The organism is Paracoccus lutimaris, assembly GCF_003337565.1.
Classification (GTDB): domain Bacteria; phylum Pseudomonadota; class Alphaproteobacteria; order Rhodobacterales; family Rhodobacteraceae; genus Paracoccus; species Paracoccus lutimaris.
In genome coordinates, this window is record NZ_QPJL01000029.1 from 19,209 (window position 1) to 32,686 (window position 13,478).

At 65.3% G+C, this 13,478-nt stretch carries 16 protein-coding genes and 1 pseudogene; 14 read left to right on the top strand and 3 right to left on the bottom strand.

Features of this window, described 5'->3' with window-relative positions; translation table 11 throughout:
- Window positions 1-2 precede the first annotated feature (2 nt).
- On the top strand, window positions 3-962 hold the full coding sequence (gene pta, locus DFP89_RS17540; RefSeq protein WP_114350673.1) for a phosphate acetyltransferase: 960 nt from the start codon (window positions 3-5) through the stop codon (window positions 960-962).
- Here the strand turns inward: pta and DFP89_RS17545 are convergent.
- Together DFP89_RS17545 and DFP89_RS20175 are read right to left on the bottom strand one after the other, a co-directional pair.
- The gene (locus DFP89_RS17545; protein WP_245948854.1) at window positions 959-1,759 is read right to left on the bottom strand and encodes a sulfite exporter TauE/SafE family protein; all 801 of its coding nucleotides are present in this window, start codon (window positions 1,757-1,759) and stop codon (window positions 959-961) included. The genes pta and DFP89_RS17545 overlap by 4 nt on opposite strands.
- Window positions 1,760-1,944: 185 nt before the next feature.
- Window positions 1,945-2,877: a LysR substrate-binding domain-containing protein gene (locus DFP89_RS20175; RefSeq protein ID WP_170293993.1), complete on the bottom strand. Its 933-nt coding sequence runs from the start codon at window positions 2,875-2,877 to the stop codon at window positions 1,945-1,947.
- A 97-nt stretch (window positions 2,878-2,974) separates the two neighbouring features.
- Here DFP89_RS20175 and DFP89_RS17560 point away from each other — a divergent pair, with 97 nt between their 5' ends.
- Genes DFP89_RS17560 through DFP89_RS17605 form a run of 10 tightly spaced genes read left to right on the top strand, consistent with a single transcriptional unit; the run spans window position 2,975 to window position 11,174 of the window.
- A complete protein-coding gene (locus tag DFP89_RS17560) occupies window positions 2,975-4,078 on the top strand; it encodes an NAD(P)/FAD-dependent oxidoreductase (RefSeq protein ID WP_114350674.1) in 1,104 nt (367 codons plus the stop codon).
- Window positions 4,053-4,370, top strand: a complete 318-nt coding sequence (locus DFP89_RS17565) for a (2Fe-2S)-binding protein (RefSeq protein WP_114350675.1) — start codon at window positions 4,053-4,055, stop codon at window positions 4,368-4,370. Before DFP89_RS17560 ends, DFP89_RS17565 begins: the two co-directional genes overlap by 26 nt.
- The gene (locus DFP89_RS17570; RefSeq protein WP_114350676.1) at window positions 4,367-5,740 is read left to right on the top strand and encodes an NAD(P)/FAD-dependent oxidoreductase; all 1,374 of its coding nucleotides are present in this window, start codon (window positions 4,367-4,369) and stop codon (window positions 5,738-5,740) included. Before DFP89_RS17565 ends, DFP89_RS17570 begins: the two co-directional genes overlap by 4 nt.
- Window positions 5,737-6,501 carry an ABC transporter ATP-binding protein gene (locus DFP89_RS17575; RefSeq protein WP_114350677.1) on the top strand — a complete coding sequence of 255 codons (765 nt, stop codon included), beginning with the start codon at window positions 5,737-5,739 and terminating at the stop codon, window positions 6,499-6,501. Before DFP89_RS17570 ends, DFP89_RS17575 begins: the two co-directional genes overlap by 4 nt.
- 24 nt (window positions 6,502-6,525) lie before the next feature.
- Window positions 6,526-7,302, top strand: a complete 777-nt coding sequence (locus DFP89_RS17580) for an ABC transporter substrate-binding protein (RefSeq protein WP_211371324.1) — start codon at window positions 6,526-6,528, stop codon at window positions 7,300-7,302.
- A 47-nt stretch (window positions 7,303-7,349) separates the two neighbouring features.
- A complete protein-coding gene (locus tag DFP89_RS17585) occupies window positions 7,350-8,039 on the top strand; it encodes an ABC transporter permease (protein ID WP_114350679.1) in 690 nt (229 codons plus the stop codon).
- Window positions 8,039-8,800, top strand: coding sequence for an ABC transporter permease (locus DFP89_RS17590; RefSeq protein WP_114350680.1), 762 nt, complete (start codon window positions 8,039-8,041; stop codon window positions 8,798-8,800). The genes DFP89_RS17585 and DFP89_RS17590 overlap by 1 nt, the downstream gene beginning before the upstream one ends.
- Entirely contained in the window at window positions 8,797-9,153 is a 357-nt protein-coding gene (locus tag DFP89_RS17595; RefSeq protein ID WP_114350681.1) for a RidA family protein, read from the top strand. The genes DFP89_RS17590 and DFP89_RS17595 overlap by 4 nt, the downstream gene beginning before the upstream one ends.
- Window positions 9,150-10,076, top strand: a complete 927-nt coding sequence (gene rocF / locus DFP89_RS17600) for an arginase (protein WP_114350682.1) — start codon at window positions 9,150-9,152, stop codon at window positions 10,074-10,076. The genes DFP89_RS17595 and rocF overlap by 4 nt, the downstream gene beginning before the upstream one ends.
- Before the next feature lie 9 nt (window positions 10,077-10,085).
- Window positions 10,086-11,174, top strand: a complete 1,089-nt coding sequence (locus DFP89_RS17605; RefSeq protein ID WP_114350683.1) for an ornithine cyclodeaminase — start codon at window positions 10,086-10,088, stop codon at window positions 11,172-11,174.
- A 332-nt stretch (window positions 11,175-11,506) separates the two neighbouring features.
- On the opposite strand, the gene DFP89_RS20390 is transcribed toward DFP89_RS17605, so the two are convergent.
- Window positions 11,507-11,671 carry a hypothetical protein gene (locus DFP89_RS20390; protein WP_155065451.1) on the bottom strand — a complete coding sequence of 55 codons (165 nt, stop codon included), beginning with the start codon at window positions 11,669-11,671 and terminating at the stop codon, window positions 11,507-11,509.
- 130 nt (window positions 11,672-11,801) lie between these two features.
- On the opposite strand from DFP89_RS20390, the pseudogene DFP89_RS17610 reads away from it, so the two are divergent.
- From DFP89_RS17610 to DFP89_RS17620, 3 genes and pseudogenes are all read left to right on the top strand, one after another.
- Window positions 11,802-12,215: pseudogene (locus tag DFP89_RS17610) on the top strand (IS110 family transposase); the annotation flags it as partial.
- Window positions 12,216-12,368: 153 nt separating this feature from the next.
- Entirely contained in the window at window positions 12,369-12,794 is a 426-nt protein-coding gene (locus tag DFP89_RS17615) for a cupin domain-containing protein (protein ID WP_211371325.1), read from the top strand.
- A gap of 34 nt (window positions 12,795-12,828) precedes the next feature.
- On the top strand, window positions 12,829-13,478 hold a 650-nt coding region (locus DFP89_RS17620; RefSeq protein ID WP_220269870.1), incomplete at its 3' end, for a hypothetical protein.

Consider the following 13,478-nt stretch of genomic DNA (forward strand, 5'->3'; position numbering starts at 1 on the left):
CCATGAAACCGCTTGATCGTATCTTGGCTGCGGCACAGGCGAATCCGCGCCACATCATCCTGCCCGAAGGGGGCGATCCGCGCGTGGCCGAGGCCGCCGCCCGCCTGACCGCCGAAGGCTTGGCCCGGATCACGCTGATGGACGGGCCGGCCATTGCCGGGGTGACGGCGCTGAACCCGGCCGAGGCGCCCGACCTGCCCGAGCTTGCCGGGCAATGGCACAGGATGCGTGCCGCGCGGGGCATGACCGCCGAGCGCGCCCTGGCCGAGATGCGCGACCCGATCCGCCAGGCGGCGATGCGCGTCCGGCTGGGCCAGGCGGACGGCACCGTCGCGGGCGCCGTCGCCACCACCGCCGACACGGTACGCGCCGCGCTCCAGATCATCGGCCGCGCGCCCGGCGCCGGCATCGTCTCGAGCTTCTTCCTGATGCTGTCCTGCGGCCCGGCGGCGCCGATCAGGGGCGGCATGATCTTTGCCGATTGCGGGCTGGTGGTCGACCCCGATGCCGAGGGGCTGGCCTCGATCGCGCTGTCGGCCGCCGACAGCTGCCGGCGCCTGCTGGCCGAGGAGCCGCGCGTGGCAATGCTGTCCTTTTCCACCGCCGGTTCTGCCGACCACCCAAGCCTGCTCAAGATCCGCGAGGCGCTCGCGCTGGTGCGCGCCGCCGCGCCGAGGCTGGAAATCGACGGCGAGATGCAGTTCGACGCCGCCCTCGACGACGCGATCCGTTCCAAAAAGGCGCCCGACAGCGTGCTGACGGGCCGCCCCAACGTCTTTGTTTTCCCCGACCTCGCGTCAGGCAACATCGGCTACAAGATCGCACAGCGCCTGGGCGGCCTGACCGCCATCGGCCCCATCCTGCAAGGCCTCGCCAAACCCGCAAACGACCTGTCGCGCGGCTGTTCGGTCGAGGATATTGTCAACGCCTCGGCGGTGACGGCGGTGCAGGCCGGGCATTAGCCGCCGGCCAAGCCCCACAGGCCGCGGATTGCCGCCAAGACGGCGGTCACCACCAGCATTGCAATTGCAGCCTTTTGGTATCCGCCGTCGTCCAGCCTGCGGAACACCCAACCGCCCAAATGCGTGCCCGCGATCAGAAGCGGGAGCGAGGCCACCGCAGCCAACACGGTCGGCCATCCCACGACGCCCTGCAACAGCAGGCCGGGCAGCGCCAGAAGCGAGGTGACGAAGAAAAAGATCATCAGCGTCGCGCGGGCTTCGGCGGCGGGGGTCGCTGTTCCCAGCAGATAGGCAACGGCAGGCGGGCCCGGCATCGCCGCAAGGCCCGAGAACATCCCGGCCAAAACGCCGGCGCCGATGGCCTGGCGTGGTCCCGGCGCAAGGCGGACCTTGCGGACCAAGCCAACCAATGCGCCCAGAACGATGATGGCGATCACCACGCGCATCGCATTGGCGGATAACCGCTGCAACGTCATCAGGCCGACCGGTGTGCCGATCACCGCCCCGACCGACATCATCGTCAGCGACCTGATGTCGACAAGGCGACGGACCGACACAAGGTCCCCGAACCCGATCATGCATTGCAGCAAGATGGCGATCGCCGCGCCCTGCACCGGCGCGAGCACGAGGCTTATCAGCGGAACCGCGGCCAGGGCAAAGCCGAAGCCCGTGATGCCGCGCAGGACGGCCGCAGCGAAAACCGCACCACCAATCAGCAGGGCATCGGTTGTTGACCACATCATGGCCAGGATTCCGGGCAGGATGCTTCTGGGTCCCGCCGGTTGCGGGAACCGCATGACGCGGTCTTCCTTGCCAGGGAAAGCCTGTAAAAAGCTGCCATGCCGCCCGTTGTTCCGGCAGGCCGGACGCTTGTCATCTGTCGTTTCGACATATCATTACTGGCATCTGGCGACCATCGCCAAATCGCAGGCGACAATACATCACGACCATGTGCAAGATCTGCGCGCGCACCGTTCGGGAATCACCTGCCGGCGGTTGCGCCAGGCGTCATCCGGCTGTCCTTCAGATCCTCGAACTGACGCCGGACGCGGTCGGCGAGATCCTGGACCAGCCTTGACGCCGGCCGCAGCGCCGGCGTCAGCATGTCATAGGTAAAGGGCTGTTCGGGCGTGATCGGCCGGATCGCCACCATGCCAAGTGCCGCGCATTGCCGCGCGGTCACCGGCTCGATGATCGACACCCCGGCACCGGCAGCCACCATCGAACAGATGGCAAAGGACAGTTGCGCCTCGGCGACCACGCGGGGCTTGATGCCATGATCGGCAAAGAACCGGTCCGTGTCCGACCGCGTGCTGATCTCGTTTCCCAAGGCAATGAACGGCTGCTGGTGGAAATCCTGCAGCATCAGCACCGGCTTTTCGCCAAGTGGATGGCCGGGGGGCAGCACCGCCAGCATGGGCATGGTGACAAGGGTTTCGCGGCGGACTGAAGGCAGGTCGATGTCCAGCGCGCTGAACCCTACGTCGAACTGTTGCGAACTGAGATGCTGCACCACGGCATGCGAACTGCGCACGCGCAGCGATACGGCGATGCCCGGCCGGTCGCGGTTGAAGGCCGCGATCACAGCCGGCAGGAACTGCAGCCCCAGCGCCGGCATCGCCGCGATTTTCAGGCTGCCGCTGCGGTATTGCCGGATGTCCTCGGCCACCCGCGACACCTCTTGCAACCCGACAAAGGACCGCCGCACCTCTTCATAAAGCGCCTCAGCCTCGGGTGTGGGGGTCAGGCTGCGGCCGATGCGGGCGAACAGCGCGAACCCCAGCTCGGCCTCAAGATCGGCCAGCAGCCGGCTGACCGAAGGCTGAGTCAGAAACAGCAACTCGGCCGCGGCGGTGACCGATCCGCTTTCGATGATGGCACGAAAGGCCTCGATCTGGCGATGCGACAGTCTCATGGCATGACTCATAGTATTTGCGCATGAATAGCACAGAATTTCAAATTTTACATGTCCATCCTGCATCGGGCATTCAGGGCGCAGGGAGGATGGAGCCATGTCCGCAGACGCAGGCACAGCAATCATCGGCGGCGGCATCGTCGGGCTTTGCCTGGCGCTGGGTCTGGCCGCGCGCGGGCATGACGTGCTGGTGCTGGACGGCCGCGACGCCGACATGCGCGCCTCGCAGGGGAATTTCGGCCTAGTCTGGTTGCAGGGCAAGGGTGCGGGTTACGCCCCTTATGGGCGCTGGTCGCTGGCCGCCGTGCAGGAATGGGCGGGCTTTGCCCGGCGGCTTCAGGACCTGTCCGGGGTCGATCTGGCGCTGCGTCAGGAGGGTGGCTACGAGTTTTTCACCGACCGCGCCGAGTTCGACGCTTTCGGCCAGGACCTGCACCGGCAGGCGGCGGCGTTGGGCGATGGGTTCTCGTTTGAACTGCTGAGCCATGGCGATCTGGCGCAGCGCCTGCCTGGCATCGGGCAAAAGGTGGTGGGCGCCAGCTTTTGCCCGCTTGACGGCCATGTGAACCCGCTGCGCCTGCATGTCGCGCTGCGCCGGGCCTGCCTTGCCAGCGGCGTGCGCCTTGCGGCCGATACACCGGTGACGACCCTGCGCGCGTTGGACCGGGGCTATGAAATCGCCGGTCCGGACCGTGCGATACGTGCCGATCGCGTGGTACTTTGCGCCGGTCTGGGCGCGGCCACCCTTGGGCCGCAACTGGGATTCCGCGCCCCGATCCGCGCCCAGCGGGGCGAGTTGCTGATTACCGAGCGGGTGGCCGATCCGCTGCCCTTTCTGTCCAGCACCATCCGGCAGGTCGATGAGGGCGGCTTGCAGATCGGCGGCACCAAGGCCGAATCCGACCGCGACAGCGAATCCACCGACCAGATGGCGGTGCTGGCCCGGCACGCCGTCGCGGTCTGGCCGCAACTGGCCGACATCCGCGTGCTGCGCAGTTGGGCGGCGCTGCGGGTAATGACGCCCGATGGCTATCCGATCTATCAGCGCGCGCCCGACCGTGCCGGCGCTTTCCTCGTCACTTGCCACAGCGGCGTGACGCTGGCGCCGCTGCATGCAACGCGGCTGGCCGCATGGATCGACGACGATCCCGCCGCCCCGGATCTGGAGGCTTTCGATGAACGCCGCTTCGCACTTTCGTGACGCGCCGGGCATGGCCCCGCGCAGCATCCGCATGAGCCTTGACGGCGAAACCCTGCTGGCCCGGCCCGGCGAAACCGTCGCCGCCGCGCTGCTGGCGCAATCCGGCGACGCCACCCGCCGCACCCCGGTCACCGGTGCCGGCCGCACGGCGTTCTGCATGATGGGGGTCTGTTTCGACTGTCTCGTGACCATTGACGGCCGGCCAAATGTGCAGGCCTGCATGACGCCCGCGCGCGACGGCATGGTCATCCGCCGCCAGATCGGCGCCCGCCGGCTGGGGGATCAGCCATGAGCCCCGATCTGGTCATCATCGGCGCCGGTCCCGCCGGCATGACGGCGGCGCGCATCGCGGCCGAGGGCGGCTTGCGGGTCGTGCTGCTGGATGAACAGGACCGCGCCGGCGGGCAGATCTATCGCAATCTCGGTGCGGCCGCCGGGCGCGACTGGCTGGGACCGGACTATGCCAGGGGCGCGGATCTGCTGCGCGGCCTGAACCATCCGGGCATCACGCATCAGCCCCGCGCGACGGTCTGGCGCGTTGACGCGGCGCGCGGCGTGATCTGGTCGCGCGACGGCGAAAGCCATGTCACGGCGGCTCCGCATGTGCTGATCGCCACCGGCGCGCAGGAACGTCCGGTGCCGTTTCCCGGCTGGACCCTGCCCGGCGTGATGCCGGCCGGCGCGGCGCAGATCCTGATGAAGCAGTCGGGCATGGTGGCGCAGGACGCCATCCTGGCTGGCGCGGGGCCGCTTCTGTATCTGGTCGCGGCGCAGATGATCGCCGCCGGCAGCCCGCCCAAGGCACTGGTCGAGACCGGCACCGATCTGCGGCACGCATTGGCGAAACTGCCCCGCGCCCTGCCGGCGGCGATGACGCTGGCCAAGGGTCTGGGTCTGATCCGCCGCATCCACGGCATCCCGCGCCATCACGGCGCCCGCGATTTCCGCGCGGTTGCGCTGGCCGGGGGGCGGATCGGCTTTGGCTTCACCACCCGCAAGGGGCCGCAGGAGCTGGATTGCGGCCTGCTGCTGACGCATCTGGGCGTGATCCCGCAAACGCATCTGACCCGCTCGATGGGGCTGACGCATGACTACGACGTTGCCCAGCAGGCGTGGCGGCCCCGGCTGGACGCATGGGGCGGCTCGTCGCGGCGCGGAGTGCGCGTCGCCGGCGACGGCGGCGGCATCGGCGGCGCGGATGCGGCGCGGGCGCAGGGCGCACTGGCCGCGCTGGCGATCCTGCATGACGCGGGCCGTCTGGATTTGGACGAACGCGACCGCCGCGCCCGTCCGCTGCGCCGCGCCCTGGCGCGCGCCCTGTCGCTGCGGCCGTTTCTGGACGCCGCCTATCCGGTGCCCAAGGCCTTTCTGGCCCCGCCCGACGACACGATCATTTGCCGCTGCGAAGAAGTCACCGCCGGCGCCGTGCGCGAGGCTGCGGCCTGCGGCGCCCATGGCCTGCGCCTGATGCGCACGGCGCTGCGCACCGGCATGGGCCCCTGTCAGGGCCGCATGTGCGAGCCGACCGTCACCGGCCTGATCGCCCAGACCACCGGCTGCGCGCCCTCGGCCCTCGGCCCCGGCCGCATCCGCACCCCCGTCAAGCCCGTCACCCTGGCCGAGATCGCCGCGCTTGGCCGCCAGCCCGAGGAAACCGCATGACCGAACCCGCCCTGCGCGTCGAGAATATCCGCAAAAGCTTTGGCGACCACGAAGTCCTGAAAGGCATCTCCATGACCGCCGCAAAGGGCGACGTGGTGGCGATCCTGGGCGCCTCGGGGTCCGGCAAAAGCACTTTCCTGCGTTGCATCAACCTGCTCGAGACCCCCAGCGACGGCAAGGTCTGGCTGAAGGGTGAGGAGATGCGCATGACTGACCGGCGCGGCATCCGCCGGCCCGCCGACCTGAAACAGGTCGAACGGATGCGGGCAAAGCTGGCGATGGTGTTCCAAGGCTTCAACCTGTGGTCGCACATGACCGTGCTGGAAAACATCATCGAAGGCCCGGTGCATGTGCTGGGAACCCCCCGGCGCGAGGCGCGCGACAAGGCGGCCGCGCTTCTGGCCAAGGTCGGGCTTTCGGACCGCGCCGATTATTACCCCGCGCATCTGTCGGGCGGCCAGCAGCAGCGCGTGGCGATCGCCCGGGCGCTGGCGATGGAGCCGGACGTGATGCTGTTCGACGAGCCGACCTCGGCCCTTGACCCCGAGCTGGTCGGCGAGGTTCTGGCAGTCATGCGCGCGCTGGCCGACGAAGGCCGCACCATGCTGGTCGTGACGCATGAAATGGCCTTTGCCCGCGATGTCTCGACCCGGACCGTGTTCCTGCATCAGGGCCAGGTCTGCGAAGAGGGCGCGCCCGACGACCTGTTCCGCAACCCCCAGACCCAGCAATTCCGGGCCTTCCTGTCCCGTATGAACTGATCAATCCAACAGAGTGGTATGACAATGATAAAGAAAACCCTGTTCGCAGCCGCGCTTGCGGTCCTTGCCACCGGTGCCTTTGCCGATACCCTGCGCATCGGTGTCGAGGGTGCCTATCCGCCCTTTTCGTTCAAACAGCCCGATGGCAGCCTTGCCGGCTTTGACATCGACATCGCCAAGGCGCTTTGCACGCAGATGCAGCGCGACTGCGAGCTTGTCGAACAGGAATGGGATGGCATGATCCCGGCGCTGAAGGCGAAGAAATTCGACGCCATCATTTCCTCGATGTCGATCACCGAGGAGCGCAAGCGCCAGATCGACTTTTCCGAGAAATATTACAAGACCCCCGCCCGCATCGTCGCGCCCAAGGATTCCGATCTTCAAGGCACGGCCGAGGGTCTGGCGAGCAAGCGGTTGGGCGTGCAGCGCGGTTCCACCCATCAATGCTACGCCGAGGCGCATTTCCCCGATGCCGAGCTGGTGCTTTACGGCACCCAGGACGAGGTGTTCCGCGATCTGTCGCTGGGCCGCATCGACGCGCAACTGTCGGATTCGCTGATCGCGCAGGAAGGCTTCCTGTCGAAACCCGAAGGCGCGAACTACGCCTTCCTGCCCGGTGATCACACCGATGTCGATTGCTATGGCGAAGGCGTGGGCGTTGCGGTGCGCAAGGGCGATGACGCATTGCGTGACGCCTTCAGCGCGGCGATCAAGGCGATCCGGGACAACGGCGCCTACAAGACCATCAACGACACATATTTCCCCTTCGACATCTACGGCGGCCGCCCGGCCGGCCTGTAACGGCAACCGGGGCGCAGCACACGCGCCCTTCAACCGGCGAGGTTCGGATGGATCTGCTTCTGGAATACCGCGAACAGCTTCTGGCCGGGCTGGTCACCACGGTCGAGCTGGCGCTGGCCTCGCTGGTGCTGTCCGTGACTTTGGGGCTTTTGGGCGCCTGGGCCAAGCTGTCGGCCAACCGTGCGGCCAATGCCCTGGCGGGCGCCTATACCACCGTGGTGCGTGGCGTGCCCGATCTGGTCTTGATCATGCTGGTCTTCTTCGGCGGCCAAGTCACGGTCAACGCCATCGGGACGGCCACCGGCCTGTGGGACTATGTCGAGATCAGCCAGTTCGTCGCCGGCGCGCTGACCATCGGAGTGATCTTCGGCGCCTATTTCACCGAAACCTTTCGCGGCGCCATTCTGGCCATCCCGCGCGGGCAAATCGAGGCGGGGATCAGCACCGGCATGTCGCGCCCGCTGGTCTTTCGCCGGATCATCTGGCCGCAGATGGTGCGCTATGCCGTGCCGGGTTTCGGCAACAACTGGCTGGTGCAGCTGAAAACCACGGCGCTGGTCTCGGTCATCGGCTTGCAGGATCTGGTCTATAACGCCTTTTCGGCCGGCCGCTCGACGGGCGCGCTGTTCACCTTCATGGCGGCGGCCTTCGTCATCTATCTGGCGCTGACGGCGCTTTCGGATCTGGGGCTGCGGGCGCTGGAGCGGCGCTATAGCCGCGGCGTGGTGAGGGCGTGATGGAAAACCTGCTGTCCTTCATCCCGCTGGACCTGCCGTTGATCGTCCAGAACCTCGACCGCTTCCTGCAGGGCGTCGGGGTCACGCTGGGCCTGACCTTCCTGTCGCTGGCACTTGGCGGCGCCATGGCGGTGCCGCTGGCCATCGCCCGCGCATCGCGCCACCGGGTGCTGAATCCTCTGATCTGGGCATATACCTATGTCTTCCGAGGCACGCCGCTGCTGGTGCAGACCTATCTGCTGTATTACGGCGCGGGCCAGTTCCAGTTCGTCCGCGAAAGCTGGTTGTGGGGTCCGGTGCTGTCGCAAGCCTGGTGGTGCGCGCTGATCGCCTTCACGCTGAACACCTGTGCCTACACGACCGAGCTGTTGCGCGGGGCCATCGTAGACACGCCCAAGGGCGAGGTCGAGGCTGCCATCGCAACCGGCATGTCGCATAGTGGACGGCTGCACCGGATCGTGTTGCCCTCGGCCTTTCGACGCGCCATTCCGGCCTATTCCAACGAGGTGATTTTCATGCTGCATGGCTCGGTCGTGGCAAGCACCATCACCTTGCAGGACATCCTTGGGGTCGGTCGCTGGCTGAACGGGCGCTATTATCTGGCCTATGAGGGTCTGATTACTGCGGCCGTCCTTTATTTCATCATCGTCTTCGCGATCACGCGGGTCTTTCGCTGGCTGGAGCGGCGCTATCTGCGCCATCTGGAACGCCGCCGGGATCCCGTTGTCCGCAATATCGCACCACCCATGGGGGTCAAATGATCAAACGTTTTCACACCAACGCCCGGATGAGCCGCATCGTCCGTCACAATGGCACCGTTTACCTCTGCGGCCAGGTCGGCACCGGCGCGAGTGTCGTTGAGCAGGCCCGTGACTGCCTGGCGCGGGTCGACGCCCTGCTGACCGAGGCCGGTTCCTCGCGCCGTGATATCCTGCATGCGACCATCTGGCTGGCGCATATGTCGGACTATGACGCGATGAATACGGTCTGGGACGAATGGATGCCCGAAGGCTGCGCCCCCGCGCGCGCCTGCGGCGAGGCACGGCTGGCCGGATCGGACCTGCTGGTCGAAGTCATCGTGACGGCAGCGGTATCGACGGCGGTGTCGGCATGAGCGGCGACACCTGCATCTTGATCGGCGCCGGCCTCGACTGCGGCAAGCGGCGGCGCGGCTGTTCGATGGGCCCAGAAGCCTATCGCGTGGCGGGATTGGCCACGACACTGGCCGATCTCGGCTGGCATGTCGAAGACCGCGGCGACGTGCCCGGACCCAAGGCACCACCGCCCTCGCCTGCCGGGCAGGTGCACGCCCGCGCCGAAACCGCCGAATGGACCCGCCTGCTGGCCGAGGCCGCCCGCGCGGCCATGCCCGACGGCTTTCCGATCTTCATGGGCGGCGATCACGCGCTGTCGCTGGGCACCGTGTCTGGCGTTGCCGATCATGCGGCAGCGCAGGGGCGACCGCTCTTTGTCCTGTGGCTGGACGCCCATCCCGACATCCACAACCCGGAAGCGACCGCCTCGGGCAACTTGCATGGAACACCCATCGGCTATGTCACCGGACAGCTTGGCTTTGACGGTTTTCCCGCCATGACGCACCCAGTGCCGCCGAAGAACATCTGCTTCATCGGCCTGCGTTCGGTGGACGCGCCCGAACGCGCGGCGATCCAGTCGGCCGGGATGCGTGCCATCGACATGCGCCAGATCGACGAACGCGGTATTGCCGCCCCCCTGGCCGAATTCATCGAGGAGGTGCGGGCCGCCAACGGCATGCTGCACCTGTCGCTGGATGTCGATTTCCTGGACCCAGCCATCGCTCCCGCTGTGGGCACTACCGTCCCGGGCGGAGCCACCTTCCGCGAGGCGCATCTGGCGATGGAAATGCTGCATGACAGCAATCTCGTCACCTCGCTGGACCTTGTCGAGTTGAACCCGTTTCTTGACGAACGCGGCCGCACCGCTTCGCTGATGGTCGATCTGACCGCCTCGCTTTTCGGCCGCCGCGTCTTCGATCGTCCTACCCGCAGCTTTTCCTGAAGGATCATCATGCCCGCCTCCAAGCCCTCCGAACTGGCCTTCATCCGCTTCGTCAGCGTCGAAAACATAATGCGGCTGGTCCACAGCATCGGCGTCGAGACCGTGCTGAAAGATCTTGCCCGCTATATCGAGGACGACTTCCGCCGCTGGGACCTGTTCGACAAGACCCCGCGCGTGGCTGCCCACTCAAAGGATGGCGTGATCGAACTGATGCCCACGTCGGACGGGGTCAGCTATGGGTTCAAATACGTCAACGGCCATCCCCAGAACACGAAATCGGGTTTGCAGACGGTGACCGCCTTTGGTCTGCTGGCGCGCGTGGACACCGGCTATCCCGAACTGCTGACCGAAATGACCCTGCTGACTGCGCTGCGCACTGCGGCGACAAGCGCCATGGTCGCTCGCCATCTGGCGCCCAAGGGCGCCACCACCATGGCCATGATCGGCAACGGCGCACAGTCCGAGTTTCAGGCTCTGGCCATGCGCGCAATCTGCGGAATTGATCGTCTGCGGCTTTACGACATCGACCCTGCCGCTACGGCGAAATTGGTGCGCAACCTGTCCGGCCTCGGCTTCGATCTGACAGCCTGCAAGTCCGGACAAGAAGCGATCCTGGGCGCGCAAGTCATCACCACCTGCACCGCCGACAAGCAATATGCGACGATCCTGACGGACAACATGGTCGGTGCAGGTGTCCACATCAACGCCATCGGCGGGGACTGCCCCGGCAAGACCGAACTGCACGCCGACATCCTGCGCCGGTCGGACGTATTCGTGGAATACACCCCCCAGACCAGGATCGAGGGAGAGATCCAGCAGATGCCCGCCGATTTTCCTGTGACCGAGATGTGGCAGGTCATCGCCGGCACGGTGCCCGGCCGCACCTCGGAGCGTCAGATCACCCTGTTCGACGGCGTGGGCTTCGCTATCGAGGACTTCTCGGCGCTTCGCTATGTGCGCGACCGGCTGGAAGGAACCGACCTCTTCCAGCGCCTCGATATTATCGCCGACCCCGACGATCCACGTGATCTCTTCGGCATGCTAATCAGGGCGGGCGTGCCATCCGCCGGAATGCAGCGTGAAAGCGCCACGCTTTGACGTGGTCATGCAAGTCATGGGGCCTTGCACGATCTGAAGTCATATGACGACGCAAGGGCATTTTTCATGTTGCCAGAGTTTGTCAGCATGATCGGCGCCATTGGTCGGCCTTGCCGTCTTTGTAAAGGCCGACCAATGGACCGATGATTTGTGAGCCGGAGCTATAGCTGGTCCACTTCGCCCGATCGAGAATCGCCGCGTGTCGGTGACAAAGACCATGCAGTCCAGAGCCGCGTCCTAACCGGGTGCGTCTCTTCGGATGGCAATCAGATTGTATTTATACATCTACCCGTCCCAGATTCTGTCGAACGAGGGGCCCTCTGACAGGTCGATTATCCGATGTCCAACACGTCGACAGTGAGATACCCGGCTTCAACGTGGGCCTTGATCGGAAGCGCCGGATTGTCGCTATCCACCGCCACGACGCGGAGACCGGTTTTGGCGGTGAAGAGCTTTTGATAGGTCTCAACGGCCAAGCCGGCGGTGGCGATCAGCACCAGGGCGGTGCCTAGACCCGATGATCGCTGGACGATCTGACTGGGTGGGTGGCCTCTTCCTCTGCATTCTCCGTTCGAGGGTTGCGCCAGATTGGCTGGCACCGAGCCTCAGGAATGGGGGAGAGACCGAATGGAACATACCACGTTTATCGTGCTGGACGTCCACAAGGCAGCGATTTCCGTTGCCGTTGCACAAGGCACGCGTGGCGGTGAAGTCCGGCATTGGGGATCCGTGCCGCACCGGCCATACCAAATCCGCAAGCGGGTGGAGAAGCTGGCCGCAGGCGGTGCGCAGCTGCACTTCTGCTATGAGGCTGGTCCCTGCGGCTATGGCCTGCACCGCCAGCTTGTCAAGATGGGGCATGACTGCATTGTGGTCGCGCCCTCGCTGATCCCGGTCATGGCTGGGGATCGGGTTATGACGGACCGCCGCGATGCGCTGATGTTGGCTAAGCTGCACAGGGCGGGCAAGTTGACAGGCGTCTGGGTGCCGGATGGGGCGCATGAGGCGATGCGCGATCTGGTCCGTGACCGGGCAACAGCGGTACAGGTGTCTGACGCGAGTTTGCCGCGGAATGACGGAAGTCTCAAAATTCGTCACGGCCGGGTTCACTAGGGGATTGCTGTCATGCGTACGGTGCCGCTTGCAGTAAACTGCTGGCAGCATACCGGCCGTTGCCGGAACAGGAGAGCAAGAATGAATGCATTATCCAAGGCCCTGCTGATTGCGGCGTTTGGAGGGGTGTTTGCAGGATTAGCCTTCGCAGACGGAGTCGAGGTCACCCATGTAGAGGGTGCCCAGGCCCGTGACATCGCGCCCATGGGTGTGCCGGGGGTGAATGCCTGGTTGCAGGATGCGGTTTCCGCCGAAAGCGATGACAAGCCGCTGACCTGCGGGTTCTTCCGCATCCAGAAATCCGACGAGCCGCTGGTTTATGACTACGACTATGACGAGGCGAAGATCGTCTTGGAGGGCGAGATCACGGTCAACGACGGCACCAAGACGGTCAACGCCAGAAAGGGCGATGTGCTGCTCTTGCCGAAAGGCGCGCACATCACTTTCACGACCGAAACAGAGGGGATGGCATTCGTCTGCGGCGCGCGGGTGCGCGACTCGGCTTGATGCCGGGATAAGGGAGGAAATGAGGATGAGGAAGATGGCAAGTTCGATATCGGCACTTGCCATCCTCGCTGCGGGCAATTTCGCAAGCGCGGATGAACTGCCGAACCTACATGACCTGACACTAGGCGATCCGATGTTCTATACTTCGGACCAGGACATCAAGGATGACGACGGGCAGAAGCAGATGCTTGGCACGGGTCGTCCGGACCGTACCCATTCCGGCATACCGCATCTGCCGGTCTTCATAGGATACATGAACACCAACTACACCTATCGGTTCGTCACCATCGCCGAACAGGTTTTCACGATGATCGGCGAAGGCAAGCATGGTCTTTGGCGGGTTCAGGAAAATGGCACCATCCGTGAATACCTGAAACCGGACGCCGATGGCCTTTCGGATGGCGATGACCCGCTGTCGCCGGAAAACCTGTCGGTCGTGACCCAGGATTATGCCGCCTATATCCCGCAAGCAGGATGGGACGGCTATCGCTACCCCGACCAGAGGGTTGACAATCAGGGGAGGATTGCCTTCATCGACCTGCCAATTTCCCATCCTAAGTATCATGGGAAATATCAGAAGCACGATCCTGTCGATCTGCCCCTTTTCTACTGCACCATGTCCGAGAACGATTACCCCTATGCGGTCAAGGCGATGGATTTCGCCTTTGCCCAGAAAGGTGCGAA

Bases quoted from the DNA above. Each gene is read 5' to 3' on its own strand.
- DFP89_RS20175 (WP_170293993.1), bottom strand. From the start codon at position 2,877: ATGAGACTGTCGCATCGCCAGATCGAGGCCTTTCGTGCCATCATCGAA.
- DFP89_RS17570 (WP_114350676.1), top strand. From the start codon at position 4,367: ATGAGCCCCGATCTGGTCATCATCGGCGCCGGTCCCGCCGGCATGACG.
- DFP89_RS17605 (WP_114350683.1), top strand. From the start codon at position 10,086: ATGCCCGCCTCCAAGCCCTCCGAACTGGCCTTCATCCGCTTCGTCAGC.
- DFP89_RS17545 (WP_245948854.1), bottom strand. From the start codon at position 1,759: ATGCGGTTCCCGCAACCGGCGGGACCCAGAAGCATCCTGCCCGGAATC.
- DFP89_RS17590 (WP_114350680.1), top strand. From the start codon at position 8,039: ATGGAAAACCTGCTGTCCTTCATCCCGCTGGACCTGCCGTTGATCGTC.
- DFP89_RS17585 (WP_114350679.1), top strand. From the start codon at position 7,350: ATGGATCTGCTTCTGGAATACCGCGAACAGCTTCTGGCCGGGCTGGTC.
- DFP89_RS17560 (WP_114350674.1), top strand. From the start codon at position 2,975: ATGTCCGCAGACGCAGGCACAGCAATCATCGGCGGCGGCATCGTCGGG.
- DFP89_RS17580 (WP_211371324.1), top strand. From the start codon at position 6,526: ATGATAAAGAAAACCCTGTTCGCAGCCGCGCTTGCGGTCCTTGCCACC.
- DFP89_RS17565 (WP_114350675.1), top strand. From the start codon at position 4,053: ATGAACGCCGCTTCGCACTTTCGTGACGCGCCGGGCATGGCCCCGCGC.
- DFP89_RS17575 (WP_114350677.1), top strand. From the start codon at position 5,737: ATGACCGAACCCGCCCTGCGCGTCGAGAATATCCGCAAAAGCTTTGGC.
- DFP89_RS17615 (WP_211371325.1), top strand. From the start codon at position 12,369: ATGAATGCATTATCCAAGGCCCTGCTGATTGCGGCGTTTGGAGGGGTG.
- pta (WP_114350673.1), top strand. From the start codon at position 3: ATGAAACCGCTTGATCGTATCTTGGCTGCGGCACAGGCGAATCCGCGC.
- rocF (WP_114350682.1), top strand. From the start codon at position 9,150: ATGAGCGGCGACACCTGCATCTTGATCGGCGCCGGCCTCGACTGCGGC.
- DFP89_RS17595 (WP_114350681.1), top strand. From the start codon at position 8,797: ATGATCAAACGTTTTCACACCAACGCCCGGATGAGCCGCATCGTCCGT.